The sequence below is a fragment of the Myxococcales bacterium genome (assembly GCA_016717005.1).
Classification (GTDB): Bacteria; Myxococcota_A; Polyangia; order Haliangiales; family Haliangiaceae; genus UBA2376.
This window is the reverse complement of the sequence record JADJUF010000039.1, coordinates 1,315,067-1,338,496: the sequence shown is the minus strand read 5'-3', so window position 1 is coordinate 1,338,496 and position 23,430 is coordinate 1,315,067. Positions and strand designations below refer to the sequence as shown.

Genomic DNA, 23,430 nt, shown 5'->3' with positions numbered 1-23,430 from the left:
AGGTCCGCCCGCGGGCGCTCCTGCTCGGGCGGTGACCGCGCCGTGGCGACGAGCGGCGAGGTCCGCCCGCGGGCGCTCCTGCTCGGGCGGTGATCGCGCCGCGACGACGAGCGGCGGCTACTGCGCCAGCGCCAGCTCGGCGCCGGCCCGCGCGATCTCGATCGCCAGGCGGTGGCGGAGCCGGATCGCCTCATCCAGGTCGCGCGGCTCGAGCGTGCGCTGCTCCAGCTCGTCGGCGATGGTCGCGGCCTCGACCGCGCCGACCATGAGCAGCGCGCCGCGCAGGCCGTGGGCCGCGCGCCGGAGATCCTCGGCGTGGCGGGCGGCCAGCGCGGCGTCGATCATGTCGATCAGCGTCGGCTGGTGGCTGAGGAAGGTCCCGACGATCGTGCGCGCCAGCTCGGCGCGGCCCCCGACCTTGGCCAGGCGCGCCATGTGATCGATCGGCCCGCGCAGGTCCCCGCCGATGACCCGCTCGAGCAGCTCGCCGAGCGCGATCGCGTCGAGCGGCTTGCCCAGGTACGCGTCCATGCCCGCGGCGGCGGCGGTGCCCTCGGCGTGCTTGTGGGCCGACAGCGCGATGATCGGCAGGCGCAGGGCGCCGCCGCGGTGCTCGGCGGCGCGGATCCGGCGCGTGGCCTCGGCGCCGTCGAGCTCGGGCATCTCGAGGTCCATCAGGACCGCGTCGAAGCGCTCGGCCGCGACCGCCGCGACCGCCGCGGCGCCGGTGCCGACCCACAGCGGCCGGTGGCCGGCGCGCTCGAGGATCGCCATCGCGATCGCCGCGTTGGTCGCGTGATCCTCGGCCACCAGGATGCGCAGCGAGCGCGAGTTGACCGGCAGGAGCGGCAGCGACGGCGTCGACCCCGGATCGATCGCGCGCAGGCGATCGGCGCTGGGGCCGGTGCTGGTCGGCAGCGTCAGCGTGACGGTCACCTCGGTGCCGGTGCCGACCTCCGAGCGCAGCACGATCGTGCCGCCCAGGAGCGAGATCAGCTCGCGGGTGATGGCCAGCCCGAGGCCGACGCCCTCGTTGACGTCGTCGCCGTGGGCCTGGACGAACGGCTCGAACACCGCGGCCTGCTGCTCGGTCGCGATGCCGACGCCGGTGTCGGCGATCGTGAACACGATCACGCCGTCGTCCTGGGCCACGACGCTGATGCTGACCCGACCGCGCGGCGTGTACTTGACCGCGTTGTAGAGCAGGTTGACGAGGATCTGCCGCAGCCGCAGCGGGTCGCCCCGGCGCGCGGTGATCATCTCGGCCACCTCGGCCTGGAGCAGCAGGCCCTTCTTGCGCGCCCGCGGCGACACCATCGCCAGCGCCTGGGCCACGACGTCGCGCAGGTCGAAGTCGATCGTGACGACGTTGATCGTCCACGAGTCCTCGCGGCTGGCGTCGAGGAGGTCGTCGATCAGCTCGAGCAGGTGGCGCGCCGAGGCGCGGGCGCTGGCCAGGTGATCGCCGCGCGCGGTCGCGCTGGTGTCGGTCGAGGCCAGGTCGATCATGCCGATCACGCCGGCCAGCGGCGTGCGCAGCTCGTGCGTGACCTGCGCCAGGAAGCGGGTCTTGGCGGCGGCGTCGTCGCGCGCGCGCTCGCGGTCGCGGATCAGCTCGTCGCGGGCCAAGAGCTCGTCGCTGACGTCCTTGACGATGCCGGTGATCAAGATCGGCGTGCCGTCGTCGGTCCGCTCGCACACCATGCGGGTCTGGAGGTGGCGCCACGAGCCGTCGGCGCGCCGGACCCGGTAGGTGGCCTCGGCCTCGCCGGCGCTGGCGAGCGCGGCGCGGCCCGCGGCGAACATGCGATCGACGTCGTCGGGATGGCCGATCGCGAGGTACTCGGCCTGGGTGACGGTCGGGGGTCGGCTCGGGTCGCGGTCGTGCAGCTGGTACATCATGTCCGACCAGGACACCTGGCCGGTCGCGACCTCGTAGGTGAAGCTGCCGACCCGGGCCAGGCGCTGGGCCTCGAGCAGGTGGCGCGGGCCCCGATCGAGCGGCGCTGGCGCGGCGGCCGTGAGCGCGGTCCGGGTGATCACGCCGGTCCAGCCGTCGGCGCGCTGGTGCCAGGTCGCGGTCAACGGCCGCAGCTCGCCGGCGCCGGTCCGCCACTTCCACGCGGTCGTGAGCGTCGGCGCGGTCCCGCGCACGAGCTGGTACTCGGCCATGATCGCGTGGTCCGCGAACAGCAGCTCGGCGATCGGCCGGCCCACCAGCGCGGTCGGCGGCCACGCCAGCAAGAGCTGGGCGGCGGCGCTGGCCGACCGCACGACCCCGGCGCGGTCGAGCGTCACCGTCAGGATGCCGGCGGCGGCGAGAGCGTCGTCGAGCGGGTGGCTCACCCGACCTCCACCGCGCGGCCGCGCACGACCGCGACGCCGTAGCCGAGCAGGGTCGCGGCCAGGCCCAGGAGCACCACCGACACCGCGCCGTTGATCCACGCGGTCGAGCCGAGGCCGGCCGTGACCACGGCCCGGGCCTGCAGCACCAGCGACGTGACCGTGACCGCGAGCACGAGCACCATCGGCACCGCCGTGAACCACGGGATCCGGCCCTTGTGCTTGCCGCCGCCGCGGTACAGCCACACCGAGATCGCCAGCAGCGACAGCGAGGCCAGGAGCTGGTTCGAGGTCCCGAACAAGGCCCAGAACATCCGGAACCGGCCCGAGCTGCCGAACATCAGGAACCCGAGCGGCACCAGGCACGTGGCCAGGGTCGCGAGCACCGCCGCCGGCAGGCCCTCGGCGCCGAACAGCTCCTGCAGGACGTACCGGCCCAGGCGCGTCGCCGAGTCGAGCGTGTCGAAGATGAAGGTCGACAGCGCCATCGCGCCGAACGTGGTCGCGATCGTCAGGCGCTCGGGCGAGTCGCCGATGATCAGCGCGATGAACTGGCCCAGCCCGCGGGCGTAGATCGCGCCGGGCCCGCCGCTCGGCTTGCCGGCGACGATCATCACCGTGGCCAGCGCGATCAGCGCGACGAACGCCTCGAGCAGCATCGCGCCGTACCCGATCGGGTGGCAGTGGCTCTCGCGATCGATCTGCTTGGAGGTCGTGCCCGAGCACACCAGGCCGTGGAAGCCCGAGCACGCGCCGCAGGCGATCGTGACGAACAGGAACGGGAACATGCCGGCGCCGCCGAACAGCGAGCCGCGGACGTAGCTGGGCTGCTCGATGGTGAAGCCGCCAAAGAAGATGCCGATCACGCCGACCAGGAGCGCGCCGTACAGCACGAACCCGCCCAGGTACCCGCGCGGCTGCATCAAGAGCCACATCGGCGTCACCGACGCGACCGCGCAGTACGCCATCAGCAGCACGACCCAGGTCTTCCAGCTGAGCACCAAGAGCGTCGAGTGCTGGGTGCCGAACCACACGACGAACAGCGTCGCCGGCACGAAGATCAGCGTCTGCAACCACAGCGGCGGGTGCCACAGCCGATCGATCGTGCCCATGACCAGCGCCAGGCCCAGGTACAGGAGGCTCGCCAGCGCCACCGCGCCGCCCTGGTTGAAGCGGAAGGTCAGGCCGGCGGTGTCGGCGTCGCCGGTGACGAACGTGCCGGCGGTGATGTCGACGAACGCGACGATCACGTAGATCAGCGCCAGCCAGATGAACGCCAGGATCGCCAGCCACGCGCGCCGGCCCAGGTGGACCTTGACCACCTCGGCGATCGACTTGGCGTCGTGGCGGACCGAGGCGACCAGGGCCGAGGCGTCGTGGACCGCGCCGATGAAGACCACGCCGAAGCTGATCCACAGCAGGCACGGCAGCCAGCCGAACTGCTGGCACGCCAGGATCGGCCCGACGATCGGCCCGGCCGCGGCGATGGCCGAGAAGTGCTGGCCGAACAGGTAGAACGGGCGGGTCGGCACGAAGTCGACGCCGTCGGCCTTGCGGTGGGCGGGCGTGACGGTCGCGTCGTCGAGCGCGAACTGCGCGGCGACGTAGCGTCCATAGAAGCGATAGCCGAGCGCGAGCGCGGCCACCACCACCGCGGCCAGCGCGGGCAGTCCCATGAGCGTAGGTCACTTAATCGGGCGGGCGCTGTCAACCCCGGTGCGCGGCTTCCACCGTTGACACCATCGGTCGGCGCGGGGAGGATGCGCCGGCCATGACCGACGACGACGACTTCGCCGCGCTGTTCGCCCAGACCGAGCAAGGCCAGACCAAGGCCTCGGCCGTGGTCAAGCGCCCCAAGCCCGGCGACATGGTCACGGGCGTGATCACGTCGATCGGCAAGGACGCGGTGTTCGTCGACCTCGGCGGCAAGTCCGAGGGCGTGCTCGACCGCGACCAGGTCGTGGCCGACGACGGCACCGTCCGGGTCAAGATCGGCGACAAGATCGAGGCCCGCGTCGCCGGCGAGCGCAACGGCGCGCTGGTGCTGCGGGTCCGGCTCGGGCGCGGGTCCGAGGCCAAGGCCGAGCTGGTCCAGGCGCACGAGCTGGGCATCCCGGTCGAGGGCAAGGTCACCGGCGCGATCAAGGGCGGCCTCGAGGTCGAGGTCGCCGGCGTGCGCGGGTTCTGCCCGGCGTCGCAGGTCGACGCCCGGTTCGTCGCCGACCAGAGCGTCTTCGTCGGCCAGCGCCTGGAGTTCCGCGTCACCCAGTACGAGCGCGGCAACCTGGTGCTGTCGCGCCGGGCCCTGCTCGAGGAGGAGAACGCGCGCAAGGCGGCCGACCTCAAGGACCGGCTGGTCGTGGGCGCGGTCCTGCGCGGCCGGGTCACCGGCTTCAAGCCGTTCGGCGCGTTCGTCGACCTCGGCGGCATCGAGGGCATGCTCCACGTCAGCGAGCTCGGCCACAGCCGGGTCGAGAAGCCCGAGGACGTGCTCCAGCTCGAGCAGGAGCTCGACGTCCAGGTCAAGTCGATCGAGGAGGCGGTCGACGGCAAGCGCCCGCGCATCGCGCTGTCGATCAAGGCGCTCATGGACGATCCGTGGGGCCAGGTCGTCCAGTCGCTGGTGGTCGGCAGCACCGTCAAGGGCACGGTCACGCGGCTGCAGCCGTTCGGCGCGTTCGTCGAGGTGCTGCCGACGATCGAGGGCCTGGTCCACGTCAGCGAGCTCGGCGCCGGCCGCCGGATCAACCACCCCAAGGAGGTGGTCTCGGTCGGGCAGCAGATCGAGGTGATCATCCTCGGCGTCGACGCCGACAAGCACCGGGTGTCGCTGTCGATCGCGGCCGCGGTCGCGCGCGCCGAGGCCAACGACCTGGCCGAGGCCCGGGCCTCGATCACGCCGGCGCCAGCCAGGCTCGGCACGCTGGCCGACATGTTCGCCAAGCTGAAGAAGTAGCGTCCGCCGCGGGCGCCGCGCCTCGGCACGCTGGCGGCGATGTTCGCCAAGCTGAAGACGTGACGCGCGGGGCGCCGGCCAAGCTCGGCGCGCTGGCCGACATGGTCGCCAGGCTGACGCGGTGACGCGCGGGGCGCCGGCCAAGCTCGGCGCGCTGGCCGACATGGTCGCCAGGCTGACGCGGTGACGCGCGGGGCGCCGGCCAAGCTCGGCGCGCTGGCCGACATGGTCGCCAGGCTGACGCGGTGACGCACGGGGCGCCGGGACGCCGTGAGGTCCCGCGGGCCCGTCGGGACAGCCCGCCGTGCCGGGCTACGGCACGCCCTGCAGCGTCGAGTTGACGATCGTCAGGCTGTGGGTGTTGGTGCCGACCGCGGTGCCGGCGTTGGTGGTGGCGCCGGTGGCGACCTGGGTCCAGTGGCCGCCGGTGTTGCCCGTCATGACGGTGTCGATGATCCGCAGGTCGCCGCCGAAGTCGTTCGACGTGAAGAACAGGCCGCCGCCGAACGCGCGGTCGCCGGCGGCGTTGTCGACGATCCGATCGCCGCACAGGGTCACGTCGACCGACTGGCCGTCGCTGTAGATGGCGCCGCCGTTGCCGCCCGAGCCGATCTCGTTCTGGCCGTTGTTCATGAAGCTGCACTGCGCCGGGTCGTTGTTGTTGGCGTCGTGGCCTTCGGCGGTGTTGTCGGCGAACAGGCTGTCGTAGATCGCGAGCTCGGCGAACAGGCCGCCGACCGCGGCCGCGTTGGACGCGCTGTTGCGCTCGAACGTGCTGCCGGCGATCACCACGCCGGTCTTGCTGCCGACCACGTAGATCGCGCCGCCGCCGGTGTCGGGGCCGAGCGGCGCGGCCTGGTTGCCGCGGAAGATGCAGTCGATCACGTCGAGGTTGCCGTCGCGCATGTACAGCGCGCCGCCCTCGCCGTCGTTGTAGCCCTGGGAGCACGGCGCCGGGCGCGGCGACGGGATCGCCTCGGTCGGCGTGGCCTTGCCGTTGACCAGCGCGAGGTGCTGCAGCCGGACGACGGTGTCGAGCGCGCGGAAGTTGGGGCTGTCGAAGCGGAGCAGCTGGGTCGTGCCGCCGCCGTCGAGGACGATCCTGCGGCCGCCGTCGATCGTCGTGTCGCGGTTGAGCGGCAGGGCCAAGGTCGCGGTCACCGGGATCGTGACCAGGTCGGGGCCGCACGCGAACGTGATGATGCCGCCGGCGGCGACCGCGGCCTGGAGCGCGGCGAACGTGCAGCTGGCCGCGGTGCCGGCGCCGACGACCGTGGTCGGCGACGACGTGTCGATGGCCTGGCCGCGGGCGGGCACGCCGGCGCTGCACGACCCGCTGGGGTTGCCGGCCGGGCCGATGTCGGTGCCGCCGCCGTCGAACCAGTCGACCGCGTCGATCGCGGTGCCGGCGTCGACGCCGGGGCTCGACGAGCCGCCGTCGCAGGCGGCGAGCAGCGCGATCAGGGCGGGCGTGACGCAGCGGCGAGCGAGCATGGCGCGATGGTACCAGCGCTGGCCCCGGCGAGGTTTCGCGTTAGGGTGCGCCGGTGCTCGCCTACACGCCGCCGCTGGTCGAGGGCCGCCTGGTGGCGCGCTACCAGCGGTTCTTCGCCGACGTCGAGCTGACCGCCAGCCGCACGGTGGTCACCGCCCACTGCCCCAACCCCGGCTCGATGCGCACGTGCATGGAGGTCGGCGGCCGGGTCTGGGTGCAGCGCAAGACCGGCGGCACGCTCGACTGGGGCTGGGAGCTGGCCTAGGTCGGCGGCGCGCTGATCAGCGTCAACCCGACCCGCTCGAACGCGCTGGTCGCGGCCGCGCTCGAGGCGCACGCGATCCCGGAGCTCGACGGCTACGGCAAGGTCCGGCGCGAGGCCACGGCCGGCGACTCGCGCCTGGACTTCCTGCTGATGAAGGGCGCCCGGAACAAGGAGCGCTGCTTCGTCGAGGTCAAGACCGTCACGATGGACGGCGGCGGCGGCGGGCTGGCGATCTTCCCCGACTCGGTCACCGAGCGCGGCGTCCGCCACCTCGCGGCGTTGCGCGGGCTGCGCAAGCAGGGCTACCGCACCGCGCTGCTGTTCGTCGTCGCGCGCGGCGGCTGCACGCGCGTGCGCCCGGCCGACGAGATCGACCCCGCCTACGGCGCCGCGCTGCGGGCCGCCGCCAAGGCCGGCGTCGAGCTCCTCGCGTACCAGGCGGTGCCGTCCCGCGCCGGCCTGGCCTGGGGCGCGAAGGTCGCGGTCGAGCTGGGCAAGGCGCGCTAGCGGGCCGAAGCTCAGCGCCCGCCGTCGAGCAGGTCGGGCGTGATCCCGGCCAGGTCGGGGCACCCGCACAGGGCCATGGCCAGGTCGAGCTCGCGGCGCAGGATGGCCAGCGCGGTGGCGACGCCGTCGGCGCCGTCGACGGCGAGGCCCCACAGCACCGGCCGGCCGATCAGCACCGCGCGGGCGCCGCGGGCCAGCGCCTTGACCACGTCGGTCCCGCGGCGCACGCCGCCGTCGACGTAGACCTCGACCGCGTCGGCCGCTGCCGCGGCCACCGCCGGCAGCACCTCGATCGTGGCCGGCGAGGTGTCGAGCTGCCGGCCGCCGTGGTTCGACACCACCACCGCGGCGACGCCGGCGTCGACCGCGCGGCGGGCGTCGTCGGCCCGGACCACGCCCTTGATCACGATCGGCAGGCGGGTGACGCCGCGTAGCCACGCGACGTCGCGCCACGACAGCGACGGATCGAGCAGCGCGGCGAAGTACGCGGCCAGGCCCGACTCGGCGATCTCGCCGGTCCGGGCGGCGACGACGTCGCCATCGACGTTGGCCAGGTCGAGCCCGGCCGGCAGGCTGAAGCGGTTGCGGACGTCGCGCACGCGCTGGCCCAGCAGCGGCGCGTCGACGGTGAGCACCAGCGCCTGGCACCCGGCGGCCTCGACCCGGCGGACCAGCGCCTCGGTCCGGCCGCGGTCGCGGTAGACGTAGAGCTGGAACCACACCGGGCCGGCCGCGGCCGCGACGACGTCCTCGACCGGGGTGTTCGACAGCGTGCTGAGGATCATGACCGTGCCGGCGGCGCCGGCGCCGCGCGCGGTGGCCAGCTCGCCGTCGGCGTGGGCCAGGCGATGGAACGCGGTCGGCGCGACCAGCACCGGCAGCTCGACCGGCTGGCCGAGCACCGTCGTCGCCAGGCGCCGCTGCGCCACGTCGACCAGCACCCGGTAGTGCAGCACCAGCTCGCGGTACGCGGCGGCGTTGCGGCCCAGCGTCAGCTCGTCGTCGGCGCCGCTGGCGTAGTAGCCCCAGGCCACGTCGGTCAGGCGCGCGCGCGCCAGCCGCTCAAGATCGGCGAGCTCGATGACGTCGGTCACCGCGCCATCGTACGCCGTTCGCGCCGGTCCGCCGCGCGGTCGCCGGTGACGACTCGCCGCAGCGCGCGACGCTGGATCGGCGCTACGCTGGTGGTAGGCCCGTCCAGGCGCGGGCCAGGAGGCCGACGATGCGGAGGATCTTCTGCGTGCTCGCGGTCGCGGCGGCGTGCGGCGGCGGCCCGGCGCTCCGGAACGCGCCGCGGCCGGACCCGGCGGTGGTCGCGGCCGCCGCCACCGCGGTCGCCACCGCGGCGACCATCGCCGACCCGCAAGGGGCCGCGCGCAAGGCCGAGCAGAAGGGCGGGCGGCCCGAGGGGCACGTCGTCGGTGGCGACCGGTCGATGCCGGCCGACGTCCTCGATCGGCTCGATCGGCATCAGGTCGAGGTCGCGGTCGACGCGGGCGTCGATGGTCCCGCGGCGGCGCGCGTCGGCGTCGACGCCGCCGTTCAGGCGCCGTAGCGCTGGTCCCACTCGAGGAACTTCTTCCACGCCGTGAACATCGGCGCGTCGCGGCCGCCGGCGAAGAAGTCGGCGCTCTCGGCCTCGATCGCGATCGCCGGGTTGTGCGTGCGCGCGAGCGCCACCAGCCGGCGCCAGTTCTCGCGGGTGTTGGCGGCCTGGCCGTCGGGCAGCGCGGTGAAGTCGACCCGCGACGCCGGGGTCAGGCGCGCGGGCGCGCCATCGGCCACGACCAGGTCGATGAACGTCGCCTTGTCGTGCGGGGGATCCGGTGGCAGGCGGCGGGCGACCGCCTCGACGAGGTCGGCCCAGACGATCGTGCGCTCGACGCTGCGCTCGAAGCGCAGCGCGAGCCCGGTCGCGGTCAGGGCACCATCGACGACGACGAACCGCACGCCGGTGTGCGAGACCCCGGCGCCCACCAGCGACCGGGCCGCGGTGGGCGCGCCTGCCGAGCTGGCCGACGCGGCCGCGGTCGCGCGCGGGGGCACGCTGGTGACCGCGCTCGCGGCGCCGCCGTGGGAGGCGACCACGGTCGCCACCGAGCGGACCGGTCGGGCCGAGCGTCCGGACCCAAACGCGGACGCGCTGTCGCGGCTCGTGCGCACGCTGATCCCGAACGTCGCGGCGATGACCGTCAACGGGCCGCCGGCGGCGTAGTCGCCGATCGCGTCGGGGGCCGCGGCCACCAGGGCCACCAGGGCGAACACGGTCGTCGCCGCGCAGGCCCACGCGGTCGCCCTGCCGAACGGCCCCGGATCGGTCCCGAGGAACCGCAACGCCGCGACGATGATCAGCCCGACCGCCGACAGCACCCCGACCGCCAGCGCGATCCCCGACATGAGGTTCCAGGTCCTCGCGCCGCTGCGGACATCGACGCAGTGGCTCCCGGCGCACAGCTGGCTCGAGCGCGGGCCGAGGTGGAGCGAGCCGAGGCCGACGTCGGTGACGACCCAGTCGACCACGAGCAGGCCGATGAGCAGACCCAAGGCCGCCACCACTGGTGGCGTCCAGCGCTTCCATTCCCCCATGCGTCCGAGCGTATCAGGGGGCGCCGGCGCGCGGCCAGGGTGACCTTCCGCGGGCTTGCCGTGGGCGGCTACGGCAGTGGCGCGAGGTCGGCCCACAGCAGGGCCAGGTCGAGCTCGATCGCGTCGAACGGCTCGGCGCGGACCCGATCACCGTCCTTGTGGACCGCCACGGCGAGCCACTGCGAGCCCTGGCGGCGCATCACCTCGAGCGTCCGCGCGATCGGGTTGACCAGCCAGGCGTGGCCGACCCCGGCCGCCGCGTAGATGCCGAGCTTCTCGGCGCGGTCGGTCTTCTCGGTCGACCTCGACAGCACCTCGCACAGCCAGTCGGGCGCGAGCTCGAAGTACGCGACGTCGCCGACCGCCGGCAGCCGTTCGCGCCGCCAGCCCGCCAGGTCCGGCACCACGATCTCGGCGCCGAGGTGGAGCTCGGGCTCGTCGAGCAAGATCCAGCCACCCGGGCCGCCGCGTCCGCGACGGAACGGTGGGCCGAGCTCCTCGCCGAGCACCGACGCCACCAGCGCGTGCGGCCCGGCCGGACGCGGGGTCAGCCGTAGTTCGCCGCCGATGATCTCCGCCACCTGATGGCGTGGCGCGGCCAGCACGTCGGCGTAGGTGGCGCGGCGGTGGAGCGGCGAGACCATGCTCGGCCAGGGTAGCGCGGTCGCGGTCGATCGTCGCGATGATCTGAGCCCGCGGCGGTCGACCGCGGACCCGCGCAAGGCCGAGCGGCGTGACGGCCGATCCGGTGGCGCCGTCAGGCCGCGAGCGCGCGGGCCAGGCGGTCGGGCTCGGCCGGCACGAACGCGGCCGACGCCTGCCACAGCCGCGACGAGCGCGGCAGGTACAGGTAGCTCGCGCGGGCGATGCCGAGCACGCGCGCGGCGCCGTGATCCCAGCGCGCGGCGTCGGCGACGGCGCGCAGGTCGCGGGCGCGGTCGCGGGCGCGGGCCGCCCAGCGCTCGACGTGCTCGGCCGCGGCCAGGTGGTCGCGCTTGGCGCCGTTGCACGCGCCGTCGGCCAGCACCAGGTTCTCGATCGCGTCGAGCGGCGCCCGCGCCCACGGGATGAAGTGATCGACCTGGGGCCGGCGCAGCGGTCCCGCGCAGTAGAAGCAGCGGCCGTCCTGGAGCTCGCGCAGGCCGTCGACCACCGGCGCCAGCCGGACGCGATCGACGCCGAACAGGAACTCGTCGAGCGCGGCGTCCTCGATCAGGTCCGGGTTCATGCGCGCGACGTCGGCGGCCCAGCGCCGCTGCAGGAGCGGACGCACGAGGCCAGCCAGGCGCACCAGGTGATCGCCGGCGCCCTCCGCCAGGTGCAGGCGGTTGTCGAAGCTGGCGTCGTCGAGGAACTCGCCGCGCCGGACGTCCTGCCCCCACGCGACGTCGTAGATGAAGCGGTCGTCGACCGCGCCGAACCGCTGCAGGCGCGGCAGCGGCATCTGCACCAGCTTCCACTCGACCTGGCGCACCAGCCGCGCGTAGGCGGCCGGCGCGGCGAGCCGCGACCGGGTCAGCGGCGCGGTCCGATCGGGCGCGTGCTGGGCGCGAAACCTGACGATCGCGTCGAGGATCTCGGCGCCGCCGCCGCGGACCTGGCGCAGCACCTCCCCGTCGCCGCGGCCGTCGCGCCCGCCGAACGGCACCGTGTGCGGCCAGTACAGCTCGGTCACCTTCGCGGCGAGCTGCGCGGTCGTGACCATGGTCGGGGCCGCGCCGGTCGTGGTCACGCCCTCGAGGCACAGATCGATCAGCCCGAGCAGCACCGCGAACTTGTAGGTCGCGGTGAAGCGGCCCTGGTCGAGCAGCGCCAGCACCTTCTCGCCGAACGCGATCGCGCCGGCGTCAGCGCTCACGCCGAGCGCTCCAGTAGTCGGCGCGCGCGGGCACGACCCAGCGGACGCCGCCGCGCGGATCGGCGACGTCGCCGACGACCCGCGGGATCAGGTGGACGTGCAGGTGCGGCACGGTCTGGCCGGCCGCGACCCCGGCGTTGATCCCGATCGTGAACCCGTCGGCGGGGTGGCGCGCCTGGACCGCGGCCCGGGCGACGTCGAGCGTCCGGGTCAGCGCCACGCGCTCGTCGTCGGTGGCGTCGAACCAGTCCGCGACGTGGCGGCGCGGCACGATCAGCGCGTGGCCGGGCGCCACCGGGAACGCGTCCCACAGCGCGCGCACCAGCGCGTCCTCGTGGAACACCCGCGTCGGCTCGGGCGCGCAGAACGGGCACGTCGACATCGGGGCGATGGTAGCGCCGATGGGCCGGTCCGACCCGAAGAACGCCGCCGGTGACGTGGGCGTGTCGAGGGGCGCGCGCGGGCGTGGGGCCAGGCGACGGACCCCGACCCGGACGCGCTAGGATGCGCCAATGGCCATCCGCAAGATCGCGCAGATCGGACACCCGGTGCTGCGGCAGCAGGCGCGCGCGGTGACGCGCGCGGAGCTGGCGACGCCGGCGATGCAGCAGTTCATCGACGATCTGATCGAGACGATGCACGACGCCAACGGCGCCGGGCTGGCGGCGATCCAGGTCTACGAGCCGATCCGGATCGCGGCGGTCGAGGTGAAGGACAACCCGCGCTACCCGTACAAGCCGCCGATCCCGCTGACGGTGCTGGTCAACCCGGTGCTGACGCCGATCGACGACGAGCGCTTCGACAACTACGAGGGCTGCCTGTCGGTGCCCAACCTGCGCGGCGTGGTCGCGCGCGCGGTCCACCTGCACGTGCGGGCCTGGGATCGCCACGGCCACGAGATCGACGAGGTGGTCCACGGGCTCAAGGCCGCGACCTACCAGCACGAGGTCGACCACCTCGACGGCCGGCTGTTCCTCGATCGGGTCACCGACCCCAACACCCTCACCACCTGGACCGAGTTCGAGCGCTACCACCTGGCCGGCTTCGTCGAGCGCGTCCGCGCGCTGGTCGCCCGGGTCGGCTCGTAGATCTCGCCCGCGGTCAACGATCGAGCGCGGTCAGCAGGCGTCGCAGCATCGCGCCGACCGGATCGACCTCGGCGGCCCACAGGTTGAGGCGGGCGCCGACGTCGTCGGCGTAGGCGCGCAGGGCGACCAGCGCCGCGGTGGGCGCCGCGGTCACGACGGTGATCGATGGCCGCGGCGGCCGGGTCCGGTGCTCGGCCCAGGTCACGGTCAGCGCGGCCTCGCGCGGCAGGGTGGCGCGCAAGGTCGGCTCGAGGTGCGCGCGATCGAACCCGCGCTCGGGCTCGCGGCGGCCCTTGGTCGGCGGCGGCGCCTCGAACCACGGCGAGGCCGTCAGCTCGAGGCGCTCGCTGTCGATCACGTCGACGGTGGCGCCGCGGCGGTAGGCCAGCACCGCGAGGCGCTTGCGATCGGGCGCGGGATCGATCAGCACGTGGGCGTCCGCGACCGTGACCCGGTCGCCGCCGAGGCTGCGGGCGAACGCCGCCGCCCGATCGGCGCCGTCGCCGCCCCAGAGCGACACCCACAGCCGCGGGACGCGCGGCGGGCGGCGCCCCAGGCGCTGCTTGGCCGCGACCAGCTCGGCCTCGGTGAGCCGGGTGAAGCAGATCTCCGCGGCGTGGGCGCGCTCGCCGACCACCCGGGCCACCGCGTCCCGGGCCGCGACCAGGGTCGGCAGCGAGCCGTCGCCGCCGAGGATCGGCATCGGCAAGACGACGACGTCGCCGTGGGGGTACGCGACGAGCGGCGCGTAGGTCGACCGCATCGGCTCGGCCTCGTCGTAGACGAACCAGCCGGGCGCGGCCGCGGCCAGCAGCGCGGCCCGGTCGGCGTCGTCGCGGCAGCGCACCGCGACGACCAGCGTCAGGTCGCCGTGGACGTGGACGCCGCCGGGCACGACCTCGGCGCCGCGCTTCCACGCCAGGGCCCGCAGCTCGGGGAACGCGTCGTCGACGGCGTACTGGACCGCCAGCACCGAGGCGCCGATCGCCACCAGCTCGCGCGGCGAGCCCTCGTCGCTCGGCCAGCTCGTCCCGGTCGCGACCTGGGCGACGCCCTCGTCGGTGAACAGCTGCTGCCACGCGGGCGAGCACCCGCCGTCGGGCACCCAGCCCGGGGTCAGCTCGGCCAGGTACGCGTCGGCGTCGGCGACGGTGGCGAAGGTCGCGACCAGCACGCACTCGCCGCTGTTGTTGCCCGAGAACGCCTGCCACACCGCGATCGGCGGCGGCGCCGCGGGGGGCGCCGTCACCGGGTGCAGCCGGGCGCAGCCGACCCGCGGCGACGGCGCCGCCAGGCGCGCCTGCTGGGTCCGCCAGGCCGCGAGGATCTCGGCGGCGGTCGCGCCCGGCAGGCCGCGGTCCTGGAACGAGCAGCTCTGGACCTGGCGGTCGGGCGTGATCGAGACGAAGTCGCGGCCGGCGCCGCAGTCCCCGGCGTCGCCGGTCGGCAGCCGCGGCGCCGCGACCCGGTCGCCGAAGCACACCGACAGCCGGCAGGCCACGGGGCTGTCGGCGATGATCGCCGCGAGGCGCGCGCGCCCGGCGTCGTCGAGGTGGCGGGCGCGCTCGGGGCCGACGTACGACAGGAGCGACGCGTCGTGACAGCCGCGGGCCGCGAGGTCGGCCAGGCGCGCGGGCAGGGTCGGCAGCGCCGCGGCGTCGACGAGCAGGTTGGCGCCCCAGCGCTGGCCGGCCCCGGCGAGCACCTCGACCGCCGGGCGCCACGGCACGTCGTCGTAGATCGACAGGCGCACCTGGCCCAGCCGGCCGGCGAACGGCGCCCAGGTCGCGGCGCGGATCAGCGTGCCGTTGGTGGTGACGTGCTGCGCCAGCGCGGTCGTCGCGTCGAGCTCGGCGACCAGCTCGGCGAAGCCGCGGAACGCGAACGGCTCGCCGCCGCCGTACGCGACCTCGAGCGTGCCGGCGTCGTGCAGCCCGCGCAGCGCCGCGGCGGCGGTCGCGACCGTCCACGCGCTCGGGCGCGCCACGTCGCGCGAGCAGAAGCCGCAGGTCAGGTTGCAGGCGTTGGTGATGCCGAACATCGCGACCCGGGGCGCCTGCCGCCGCAGCGCGCGGGTCGCCGCGGTCGCGACCCGGACGTGGACGCCGGTCGCGGGCTGGAAGAACAGCGCCGCGCCGTCGAGGGCGTGGGCGCGGAACTGGCGACGGTCGAGCCCGCGTGGCGTCTCCATCGGGCGAGCTTAGCCCCAGGGCTCGCCGGCGGTGACCCGCGGTGCTGCGCCGCGCGCTCGCGTGAGCGCTGGCGCGCGACCCGCGACAACTTGGCCCCCGCGCGGGGGGCGCCGACCCCGGGGCCGGCGCTACGATCGCCCCATGTTCGAAGCCGCCGAGCTGGGTCAGACGGTCGACAAGGAGCTCTACGAGCGCGAGGTCGCGATCCTGCGCGCCGAGCTGCTCGAGGCCCAGCAAGAGCTCCGCCGGGCCGACTTCCCGGTGATCATCGTGATCGGCGGCGTCGACGGCGCCGGCAAGGGCGAGACCGTCAACACCCTGCTCGAGTGGATGGACCCGCGCTACATCGAGACGTTCGCGCTGGGGCCGGCCACCGACGAGGAGCGCGGCCGCCCGCGCTACTGGCGGTTCTGGCGCGCGCTGCCGCCGCGGGGGAAGATCGGCATCTTCTTCGGCGGCTGGCACTCGGCGCCGATCGTCGAGCGCGCCTACAAGCGCATCAAGACCGCCGAGATGGAGCGCCAGCTGGCCGAGGTCGCGGCGTTCGAGCGCCTGCTCGTCGACGACGGCGCGGTGCTGATCAAGTTCTGGATGCACCTGTCCAAGGACCGCCAGCGCAAGCGCCTCAAGACCCTGGCCAAGGATCCGCGCACGCGGTGGCGGGTCACCGAGGCCGACTGGGAGCACTTCGGCATGTACGACCGGTTCGCGCGCATCTCGGCCCACGCGCTGCGCCGGACCTCGACCGGCGACGCGCCGTGGACGATCGTCGAGGGCTTCGACCGGCGGTTCCAGACCCTGACCGTGGGCCGGATGGTGCTGGCGCGGCTGCGGGCGCAACTCGCGGTCCGGGGCCGGCCTGCGCCGACGGCCGCCCCGACGACGGCGCCCGAGGTGACCGCGACGACGGCGCCCGAGGTGGCCGAGGCGGCCGCGACGACCGCGCCCGCGGCGCTCGCCCCGACGACCGCGCCCGAGGTGGCCGCGACGCCCGCCGCGCCGACCGCGCTCGACGTGACCGCGCCCGACGTGACCGTCGCGCCGACCGCGCCCGACGTGACCGCGCCGACCGCGCCCGACGTGACCGCGCCGACCGCGCCGGAGCGCCCCCGGACGATCGTGTCGACGCTCGACCTGACCCAGACGCTCGACGACGACACCTACGAGCGGCGCCTCGAGGAGTGCCAGGGCGCGCTCAACCTGATCTGCCGCAAGGCCGCCAAGGCCGGCCGGTCGACGGTCGTGGTCTACGAGGGCGTCGACGCCGCCGGCAAGGGCGGCAACATCCGCCGGGTGACCCAGGCGCTCGACGCGCGCATGTACCGGATCGTCCCGATCGCCGCGCCGAGCGAGGAGGAGCGCCAGCACCCATACCTGTGGCGGTTCTGGCGCCACCTGCCCCGGGGCGGCAACCTGACGATCTTCGACCGCTCGTGGTACGGGCGGGTCCTGGTCGAGCGGGTCGAGGACCTGTGCCCGCCGGCCGCCTGGATGCGCGCCTACGCCGAGATCAACGACTTCGAGGAGCAGCTGGTCGGCCACGGCATCGTGCTGGTGAAGTTCTGGCTACAGATCAGCAAGGACGAGCAGTTGCGTCGGTTCGAGGAGCGCGCCGCCACCAGCTACAAGCGCTTCAAGATCACGGACGACGACTGGCGCAACCGGGCCCGCTGGGACGCCTACGAGGGCGCGGTCAACGACCTGGTCGAGCGGACCTCGACCGAGCACGCCCCGTGGACCCTCGTCGAGAGCAACAGCAAGCAGTTCGCCCGGATCAAGACCCTGGAGACGCTCCACAACGCCATCGAACGGGCGCTCTAGCCCTGTTTCTCGAGCGCGAGCGACAGATCCTTCGATCTGGGGGCCAGCGGCCACGATCGTACGGGGCGTGCGCTTCCCGATGGCGCGGCACGACGGGATCTGCTCTAGTGCGCCGGTCGCGACATCGCGACCTGTTCGAAGTCCGCGCCGGTATCCATCGACGCGGCCACGTTCACTGATGAGATGAGAGACCCATGAGCACCCGACTGTACGTAGGCAACCTTTCCTTCAACACCTCCGGCGACACCATCCGCGAAGAGTTCTCGGCGCTCGGCGAAGTGACCGACGTCCACGTCGTCATGGACCGCGAGACCGGCCGCCCGCGCGGCTTCGCGTTCGTGACGATGGGCTCGCCGGCCGAGGCCACCAAGGCCATCAGCGAGATGAACGGCAAGATGCTCGACGGTCGGCCGCTCCGCGTCAACGAGGCTGAGGAGCGGTCGCCCCGCGGCGGCGGCGGCGGCGGCGGCGGCGGCTACGGCGGCGGCGGCGGTGGTCGCGGCGGTCGCGGCGGCGGCGGCGGCGGCGGTCGCTACTAGCCAACCCGCGGCGTCCGCGCCGGCCGTCAACCGGTCCAGCGCGGCGTCACCGATGACCGCCGATCACGTGAGTGGTCGGCGGTTCGTCGTTTCGGGCGGCGCGGCGACGGCGGCGGCGGCGGCGGTCGCTACTAGCCAACCCGCGGCGTCCGCGCCGGCCGTCATCCGGTCCAGCGCGGCGTCACCGATGACCGCCGATCACGTGAGTGGTCGGCGGTTCGTCGTTTCGGGCGGCGCGGGCGACGGCGGCGGCGGGTCGATCACCTGCGTGGTCGGCGGATCGTCGTTTCGGGCGGCGGCGGTGGCGGCGGCGGCGGGTCGATCACCTGCGTGGTCGGCGGATCGTCGTTTCGGGCGGCGGCGGCGACGGCGGCGGCGGCCGATCACCTGCGTCGTCGGCGGATCGTCGTTTCGGGCGGCGGTGGCGACGGCGGCGGCGGGTGGTCGCGGTCAGGTCTTGGTCGTCCGCAGCGGGCACTGCAGCGGCTGGCCGCTGGTCGCGACGCGGGTCAAGCCGGGATTCAGGTGCGGAAAGAAGCTCTGCACCCCGATCGGCGAGGTCGCCGCGGGGACGTTGAAGTTGTCGTTCTGCTTGAGCGCGAACCCGATCAGCCCGACCCGGTTGGGGACGTAGATCTCCTTGCAGCGGCGCGCGACCTCGGCGTCGCTCAGGTTGCCCGACAGCCCGGGCATCGGGTTCTGGTGCAGCTTGATGCCCATCTGGTACTGCGACGGGTGGAGCTTCACCTGCTCGAGCGCGCACGCGATCGACTCGGCGTGGTAGCGCTCGCCGCCGTCGTAGCCCATCGGGCGGGCGATGATGTTCGGCAGATCCCGCGCGAGCCAGAACGGCTGGGTGCGGAGGTGCGACGCCTCCTTCGAGGTCTCGCCGTCGGTCGTGAACGTGGCCGTCGCGTAGGTGACGATCCGGTTGTCGGGTGCGAGCAGCTCCGCCATGCGATGGACCAGCACGCGCATGTTCTCGACCGGCGGCGCGAGTCCGGCGATCTCGAGATCGAAGCCGAGCCCGTCGAAGTCGAGCTGACGCTTCACCCAGATGAAGTCGTAGATCGCGTCGGCGTGCGCGCGCACCTCCGCCGGCGACGCCTTGTGGATCCAGGCCTTGAAGGCCTCGCCCTCGGCGGTGTTCTTGTCCTTGGTCCCGACGATCTCGTAGCCGGCGAGGACCTGCAGGCCGCGGGCGTGGGCCTCGTCCAGCAGGGTCTTGCAGAACGCGACGCACGCGTTGTCGCGGTAGTGCGGGTCGTTGGCCTTGGGATCGCCCTTGTTCGGGAAGTTCTGGAAGCCCTGCAGGAAGCCGGCGTGCCAGCGCACCTGCTTGGTCGGATCCGCCGACCGAGGGTCGCCGACGGTCACGGTCTCCAGCGCCGACAGATCGTCGAGGTGGGGCGCCATCGCGTCGAGCACGCCGGTGGCGATCTTCATCTCGGGGATCGTGTTGGCCTTGATCAGCTTGGCGCCGAGCGACAACGACGAGATCGCGAGCCACGCCGAGTGGCGCAGGCGGGCCCGGATCGACACGTCGAGCGTGCCCCCGGGCTTGAGCGACCCCAGCGATTGCTTGGGCGTGACGATCCACTCGCCCGGCATCGCGTCCGGGCCGAGCCGGCGCACGCGCAGCTTGGTCAGCGTCCGATCGAGCACCGGGTTGACGATCAGCGCCGTGCCGTCGGGCCGGACCAGGTTCGAGCGCTCGGCGCCGTCGTCGAAGGTCAGGATCACCTCGTTGCCACGCCACCGGCGGCTGGCCTCGGACGCGGCGGCGGTCACCGGCGCGCCGGGCAGGCCCTCCTCGGTCAGCTTGATCAGGTACTCCTTCTCCCAGACGACGGTCATGGCGACTCCACCGGGTGCGGCGCCCCGTGCTCGGGCTGGGCGTTGGGCTTGCGGCGCCACCACGCGACGAAGCGGAAGTCGAGCGGCGGCGGCTGATCGAGCCGTTGCGCGACCCAGCGCACGACGACGTGGTCCTTGCCGCCGGGCGCCGAGACCGCGGCCGTCAACTCGGTGACGGTGCGGAAGGCCGCGCCGCCGTCGGAGATGCGCTTCTGCAGCGCGAACACCAGCTCGAAGTCGCCGGCGAGCGGCTGGCCCAGCTCGTCGGCGACCTCGACCCGCATCAGCAGGGAGTCGCCGACCGTGAACGGCACGTTGCGAGCGTGGGGCTGGGCCAGCACCGCGGCCACGTCGACGTCGTCGACCACGGCGAGCGGCCCGGGCTCCCCGTCGCCGGTGCGCTCGATCAGCCAGGCTGGCGTGCCCAGCGCGCCCGGCGGGTCGACCCGCAGCGGCACCGACTGCGTCGACTCCGCGCCGTCGACGAACACCTGGTAGCGCACGTCGGCGGGGAGCGCGCGGTCGTGGAGGTCGACCACCCACTCGGCCGTGGCGCGGCCGTCGGCGACGACGCCCTCGAGGTCGGCGACGCCCTCGCCGTCGACCACGGCGACCCGGAACTTCGCCGGGCGGCCGTCGCCCCCAGTCACGGTCGCGACCAGCCGCACCTTCCGGCCGGCGGTGACGCTCACCACCCGCGTCACGGCGACCCCGGCCAGTAGAAGAACTCGGCGCCCGGCAAGAACGTGTCCGCCTTCGCGGCGAGCGTGACCGCGTCGTGCGCGACGTAGGTCTTGCCGGTGGCCACGGAGGTGGCGGCGCCGACCCGCGCACCGGTGACGGCGCCAGCGGCGTCGGTCGTGAACTCGAGCGGCGTGTTCGAACCGTAGACCAGGCATTGCGTGCGCTTGCTCAGGGCCTTGGCGAACTCGTCGAGCGGGCTGCCCGCGGCGGTGGGCACGAGGCAGACCGACAGGAACTTGCCGGCGGTGAGCAGGGCGATCCACAGCGCCAGCGCGTCGGCGTCGTGCTCGAGCTTGGTCGGCCCAGCGGCCGCGGTCACCTGCGCGGCGGTGATCGTCAGCTCGACGCCCTTGGCGCCGGTGAACGCCCGGATTCCGGATCCCGGGCCGACGATCGGCGGCGCGATGATCACCAGGACGTGGCCGCGCACGCCGCCGAACGTCGCGTCCTGGACCGCGACGGGCATGGTCGCCTTGTGGACCTTGATCATCGCCTGTTCGAGCTGGTCGACGAACGACAGGTTGCGGCCGAACTCGAAGGCGACGCTGCTGTCCGGCGCGGCCGCCACCAGCGCGTCGACCCACTGCCGGGCCTGGCGCATCACCGGCGTGTCGGTCGGCGTCGCGAGCGCGAAGATGACCGACGCGGTGTGGTCGGTCGGCGCCAGCGCGGCGTAGGTCTGGATGCTCATCCGGCACCGCCATCGTGGACGGCCGTGAGCTTGGTCTGGGTGGACGCGTCGAGCGTGCCGGTCGGCGGCAGGCCGAAGTTGAGCTGGAAGCGCGTCACCGCCCACGGCAGGTCGCCGACGTCGTAGCCGAGGTTGGCGAGGCGCGCCCGCGCCCCGGCTTCGCCCCCGGGCGGCGGCAGGCTGAGCTCGACCGTCGCCTCGATCAGCGTGGCGTCGTCGGTCGGCACGTAGCGCAGCGTCAGCCGCTCGGTCCCGTCGGGGACCCGGACGGTCACCCGGCCCTGGCCGTCGCTCGCGGCGAAGATGCGGCGTGGCCCCGCGACGATCGTGACCGCGCGGTTCGCGCACGGGCGCCGGGCGTGATCGTGGATCGCGACCGTGACCTCGGTGCCGGGCGCGTCGTCGAGGCTCTCCCAGAACGCGTCGGTGATCACCGCGGGCTCGTCGGTGAAGTCGATCGTGAGGATCGTGCGGCGGAGCCACTCGGGGTACTCGGGGCAGCCGGGCGCGGGGCAGCGGGGCTGGGGCGGGGGCCTCGACCGGACCCTCGAAGAAGAACACCTCGACGCGGCGGTTGGCCTGCTCGTCGGTCTCGTCGGGCGTGGGCACGGCGTTGTGGTGCTCGCCGCAGCCGTGCCGCGCGACGTCGGTGCCGGCGGGCAGCGAGGTGCCGTCGATGCTCATGTAGTCGGTGACGAGCGCGCGGCGGGTCGCGGGGCCGGGCGCGCCGTCGACGGCGAGGCCGCGATCGGTCTGGAAGCGCCGGACGGCGTCCTGGGTGGCGGCGTCGAGCTGGCCGTGCACCGGGCCGGCGTAGTAGGGCGGGCCGCCGTCGGGCAGGGCGGTGAGCATGTGCTGATCCTCGCGCGTGCCCCAGGCCGAGGAGCCCGGGGTGCCGGCGTAGTGCTTGAGCCAGGCGTCGACGTCATCGACCAGGAACGCGGCGACCGCGCCGGCGCGCTCGTCGGACAGGCTCAGGTTGGCGCCGCCGGGGCCGACGGTGTCGGTGTGGCCGGTGACCAGGACCTTGAGGCCAGGGTGGGCCGCGTAGAAGCTGGCGAGGCCGCGGATGCCGGTCAGCGCCGCGGGCAGGATGAAGGTCTTGTTGGTGTCGAACAGGAAGCCGGTCAGGCGGCCGCGCATGACCCGCGGCGGCAGCTTGACCCTGTGACGGTCGCCGGTCGCGAGGGTGAGCGGCGCGCGCTGGTACTCGTGGTCGCTCATGCGGTGGTCGCCTCGGTGGCGCCGGGGGCGGCCGGCGGCGGCGTGTCGCCCTCCGGCACCTGCTGGTCGACGTCGGGGAAGGTCAGCGTGCAGTCGCCGGGCTGCTCGATGTCGTCGATCTTGATCATGCCATCGCCGTCGGTGGTCCCGGTGCGGGTGCGGCCGTCGGGCTGGACCAGCTGGTAGTAGACGCCGACGGCGGGTTGATCGAGCGCGTTGACCACCGCGATCTCGATCTGGTGGACGTCGAGCGGCGGGCGATCCTCCACCGGCGTGTTGCCACCTGGCGTCGGGCCGCCGCCGCCGTTGTCGCCGCCGCCGCCGTCGCCGCCGCCGCCGTTGCCGTTGCCGCCCCCAGCCCCACCGCCCGCGCCGCCTGCGCCGCCCGCGCCGCCCCCGGCCGCGCCACCGCCCGCGCCGGAGCCGGCGCCGCCGTTGGTGCCCGGATCCTCGCCGTCGCCCGACACCTGCCCGTCGCACTTCGCGGCCTTGGGCACGCCGCCGGGGTTGATGTCGATCGTCGAGCCCTTGAGGGCCACCGCGTTGCCCTTGATCGTGAAGGTCGCCGTCGAGGACGCGTCGACGCCCGACGACTTCCCGTACAGCCCCACGGTCGTGCCCTTGACCTCGATCTCACCGGCGCAGATGTCCAGCGCGCTCTGGCACTGCAGCGCGACGTCGCCCTGGCTGGCGGTGAACACGACGCCGTCCTTCGACATCTTGATCGAGCCGACCCCGCCGCCGTCGGTGATCGTCAGCTCCTTCTCCTTGTCGTCGAACGTCAGCTTCGAGCCGGTCTTGGACACGATCGTCCGGCGCTCGTTGGCGCCGTCGTTCTTGTCGGCCGGCTTGTCCTTGCCGTTCCAGAGCGCGCCCAGGATCACCGGGCGCGAGATGTCGCCGTGCTCGAACATGCACAGCACCTCGTCGTCGACCTCGGGCAGCGTGAACCAGCCGCGGTCCTTGCCGGCGCCGGGGCTGACCACGGTCGCCCACCACGACGCGTCCGACATCGACAGGCACGGGAACCGGACCCGCACCCGGCACAGCTTGGCGGGGTCGTCGATGCTGGTGACGACGCCGATCACCGGCTCGTAGATCCGGTCGGCCTCGGCCTCGGCCTCGCGCACGTCGCGCTGGAACAGCTGCAGCAACCCGAGCATCGCCACAGGAGTAGAGTCTCGATCCAGGCGGGTGTGACAGCCGAAAGTCGTCGCACCCGACGGGTCACCCCGCGGGGGTGAGGCGTCCGTTGTACGGTCGC

18 protein-coding genes and 1 pseudogene are annotated in these 23,430 nt (G+C 74.0%); 6 read left to right on the top strand and 13 right to left on the bottom strand.

Annotated elements, in window-relative coordinates:
- Nucleotides 1–117 precede the first annotated feature (117 nt).
- Together IPL61_36645 and IPL61_36640 are read right to left on the bottom strand one after the other, a co-directional pair.
- Complete coding sequence (locus IPL61_36645) at nucleotides 118–2,346, bottom strand: response regulator (protein ID MBK9036722.1); 2,229 nt, start codon at nucleotides 2,344–2,346, stop codon at nucleotides 118–120.
- Nucleotides 2,343–4,019: a carbon starvation protein A gene (locus tag IPL61_36640; GenBank protein ID MBK9036721.1), complete on the bottom strand. Its 1,677-nt coding sequence runs from the start codon at nucleotides 4,017–4,019 to the stop codon at nucleotides 2,343–2,345. Before IPL61_36640 ends, IPL61_36645 begins: the two co-directional genes overlap by 4 nt.
- Before the next feature lie 95 nt (nucleotides 4,020–4,114).
- Between IPL61_36640 and IPL61_36635 the strand changes: the two genes are divergently transcribed.
- Entirely contained in the window at nucleotides 4,115–5,299 is a 1,185-nt protein-coding gene (locus IPL61_36635; protein ID MBK9036720.1) for a S1 RNA-binding domain-containing protein, read from the top strand.
- Between the two features lie 312 nt (nucleotides 5,300–5,611).
- Here the strand turns inward: IPL61_36635 and IPL61_36630 are convergent, their stop codons facing one another.
- The gene (locus IPL61_36630; GenBank protein ID MBK9036719.1) at nucleotides 5,612–6,793 is read right to left on the bottom strand and encodes a hypothetical protein; all 1,182 of its coding nucleotides are present in this window, start codon (nucleotides 6,791–6,793) and stop codon (nucleotides 5,612–5,614) included.
- 53 nt (nucleotides 6,794–6,846) lie between these two features.
- On the opposite strand from IPL61_36630, the pseudogene sfsA reads away from it, so the two are divergent.
- Nucleotides 6,847–7,566 (top strand): annotated as a pseudogene (gene sfsA, locus IPL61_36625) (DNA/RNA nuclease SfsA).
- 11 nt (nucleotides 7,567–7,577) lie between these two features.
- Here sfsA and IPL61_36620 read toward each other — a convergent pair.
- Nucleotides 7,578–8,660 (bottom strand): alpha-hydroxy-acid oxidizing protein, encoded by a 1,083-nt coding sequence (locus tag IPL61_36620; GenBank protein ID MBK9036718.1) that lies wholly within the window; start codon nucleotides 8,658–8,660, stop codon nucleotides 7,578–7,580.
- A gap of 128 nt (nucleotides 8,661–8,788) precedes the next feature.
- On the opposite strand from IPL61_36620, the gene IPL61_36615 reads away from it, so the two are divergent.
- Complete coding sequence (locus IPL61_36615; protein MBK9036717.1) at nucleotides 8,789–9,121, top strand: hypothetical protein; 333 nt, start codon at nucleotides 8,789–8,791, stop codon at nucleotides 9,119–9,121.
- Here IPL61_36615 and IPL61_36610 read toward each other — a convergent pair.
- From IPL61_36610 to IPL61_36595, 4 genes are all read right to left on the bottom strand, one after another.
- On the bottom strand, nucleotides 9,109–10,152 hold the full coding sequence (locus tag IPL61_36610; GenBank protein ID MBK9036716.1) for a hypothetical protein: 1,044 nt from the start codon (nucleotides 10,150–10,152) through the stop codon (nucleotides 9,109–9,111). The genes IPL61_36615 and IPL61_36610 overlap by 13 nt on opposite strands.
- 68 nt (nucleotides 10,153–10,220) lie before the next feature.
- Nucleotides 10,221–10,796 carry a Uma2 family endonuclease gene (locus tag IPL61_36605; protein ID MBK9036715.1) on the bottom strand — a complete coding sequence of 192 codons (576 nt, stop codon included), beginning with the start codon at nucleotides 10,794–10,796 and terminating at the stop codon, nucleotides 10,221–10,223.
- A gap of 113 nt (nucleotides 10,797–10,909) precedes the next feature.
- A complete protein-coding gene (locus IPL61_36600; GenBank protein MBK9036714.1) occupies nucleotides 10,910–12,010 on the bottom strand; it encodes an HNH endonuclease in 1,101 nt (366 codons plus the stop codon).
- Nucleotides 12,000–12,392 (bottom strand): HIT family protein, encoded by a 393-nt coding sequence (locus tag IPL61_36595; protein ID MBK9036713.1) that lies wholly within the window; start codon nucleotides 12,390–12,392, stop codon nucleotides 12,000–12,002. The genes IPL61_36600 and IPL61_36595 overlap by 11 nt, the downstream gene beginning before the upstream one ends.
- A 130-nt stretch (nucleotides 12,393–12,522) precedes the next feature.
- Here IPL61_36595 and def point away from each other — a divergent pair, with 130 nt between their 5' ends.
- Nucleotides 12,523–13,098 (top strand): peptide deformylase, encoded by a 576-nt coding sequence (def, locus tag IPL61_36590; GenBank protein ID MBK9036712.1) that lies wholly within the window; start codon nucleotides 12,523–12,525, stop codon nucleotides 13,096–13,098.
- A 13-nt stretch (nucleotides 13,099–13,111) separates the two neighbouring features.
- Here the strand turns inward: def and IPL61_36585 are convergent, their stop codons facing one another.
- Nucleotides 13,112–15,289, bottom strand: a complete 2,178-nt coding sequence (locus IPL61_36585; protein MBK9036711.1) for a radical SAM protein — start codon at nucleotides 15,287–15,289, stop codon at nucleotides 13,112–13,114.
- Between the two features lie 142 nt (nucleotides 15,290–15,431).
- Here IPL61_36585 and IPL61_36580 point away from each other — a divergent pair, with 142 nt between their 5' ends.
- Complete coding sequence (locus IPL61_36580; protein ID MBK9036710.1) at nucleotides 15,432–17,111, top strand: hypothetical protein; 1,680 nt, start codon at nucleotides 15,432–15,434, stop codon at nucleotides 17,109–17,111.
- A 194-nt stretch (nucleotides 17,112–17,305) separates the two neighbouring features.
- Nucleotides 17,306–17,650 carry an RNA-binding protein gene (locus IPL61_36575; GenBank protein ID MBK9036709.1) on the top strand — a complete coding sequence of 115 codons (345 nt, stop codon included), beginning with the start codon at nucleotides 17,306–17,308 and terminating at the stop codon, nucleotides 17,648–17,650.
- Between the two features lie 450 nt (nucleotides 17,651–18,100).
- Here the strand turns inward: IPL61_36575 and IPL61_36570 are convergent, their stop codons facing one another.
- Genes IPL61_36570 through IPL61_36555 form a run of 4 tightly spaced genes read right to left on the bottom strand, consistent with a single transcriptional unit; the run spans nucleotide 18,101 to nucleotide 23,329 of the window.
- A complete protein-coding gene (locus IPL61_36570; protein ID MBK9036708.1) occupies nucleotides 18,101–19,507 on the bottom strand; it encodes a hypothetical protein in 1,407 nt (468 codons plus the stop codon).
- Nucleotides 19,504–20,211, bottom strand: a complete 708-nt coding sequence (locus IPL61_36565; GenBank protein MBK9036707.1) for a hypothetical protein — start codon at nucleotides 20,209–20,211, stop codon at nucleotides 19,504–19,506. Before IPL61_36565 ends, IPL61_36570 begins: the two co-directional genes overlap by 4 nt.
- Nucleotides 20,208–22,166 carry a peptidoglycan-binding protein gene (locus tag IPL61_36560; protein MBK9036706.1) on the bottom strand — a complete coding sequence of 653 codons (1,959 nt, stop codon included), beginning with the start codon at nucleotides 22,164–22,166 and terminating at the stop codon, nucleotides 20,208–20,210. Before IPL61_36560 ends, IPL61_36565 begins: the two co-directional genes overlap by 4 nt.
- A complete protein-coding gene (locus tag IPL61_36555) occupies nucleotides 22,163–23,329 on the bottom strand; it encodes a hypothetical protein (protein ID MBK9036705.1) in 1,167 nt (388 codons plus the stop codon). The genes IPL61_36560 and IPL61_36555 overlap by 4 nt, the downstream gene beginning before the upstream one ends.
- Nucleotides 23,330–23,430: the final 101 nt, after the last annotated feature.

What these genes read in the sequence shown, in the direction of transcription:
- IPL61_36605 (MBK9036715.1), bottom strand. Translation starts at nt 10,796, where the DNA reads ATGGTCTCGCCGCTCCACCGCCGCGCCACCTACGCCGACGTGCTGGCC.
- IPL61_36580 (MBK9036710.1), top strand. Translation starts at nt 15,432, where the DNA reads ATGTTCGAAGCCGCCGAGCTGGGTCAGACGGTCGACAAGGAGCTCTAC.
- IPL61_36610 (MBK9036716.1), bottom strand. Translation starts at nt 10,152, where the DNA reads ATGGGGGAATGGAAGCGCTGGACGCCACCAGTGGTGGCGGCCTTGGGT.
- IPL61_36575 (MBK9036709.1), top strand. Translation starts at nt 17,306, where the DNA reads ATGAGCACCCGACTGTACGTAGGCAACCTTTCCTTCAACACCTCCGGC.
- IPL61_36585 (MBK9036711.1), bottom strand. Translation starts at nt 15,289, where the DNA reads ATGGAGACGCCACGCGGGCTCGACCGTCGCCAGTTCCGCGCCCACGCC.
- IPL61_36555 (MBK9036705.1), bottom strand. Translation starts at nt 23,329, where the DNA reads ATGCTCGGGTTGCTGCAGCTGTTCCAGCGCGACGTGCGCGAGGCCGAG.
- IPL61_36570 (MBK9036708.1), bottom strand. Translation starts at nt 19,507, where the DNA reads ATGACCGTCGTCTGGGAGAAGGAGTACCTGATCAAGCTGACCGAGGAG.
- IPL61_36640 (MBK9036721.1), bottom strand. Translation starts at nt 4,019, where the DNA reads ATGGGACTGCCCGCGCTGGCCGCGGTGGTGGTGGCCGCGCTCGCGCTC.
- IPL61_36595 (MBK9036713.1), bottom strand. Translation starts at nt 12,392, where the DNA reads ATGTCGACGTGCCCGTTCTGCGCGCCCGAGCCGACGCGGGTGTTCCAC.
- IPL61_36630 (MBK9036719.1), bottom strand. Translation starts at nt 6,793, where the DNA reads ATGCTCGCTCGCCGCTGCGTCACGCCCGCCCTGATCGCGCTGCTCGCC.
- IPL61_36560 (MBK9036706.1), bottom strand. Translation starts at nt 22,166, where the DNA reads ATGAGCGACCACGAGTACCAGCGCGCGCCGCTCACCCTCGCGACCGGC.
- def (MBK9036712.1), top strand. Translation starts at nt 12,523, where the DNA reads ATGGCCATCCGCAAGATCGCGCAGATCGGACACCCGGTGCTGCGGCAG.
- IPL61_36635 (MBK9036720.1), top strand. Translation starts at nt 4,115, where the DNA reads ATGACCGACGACGACGACTTCGCCGCGCTGTTCGCCCAGACCGAGCAA.
- IPL61_36615 (MBK9036717.1), top strand. Translation starts at nt 8,789, where the DNA reads ATGCGGAGGATCTTCTGCGTGCTCGCGGTCGCGGCGGCGTGCGGCGGC.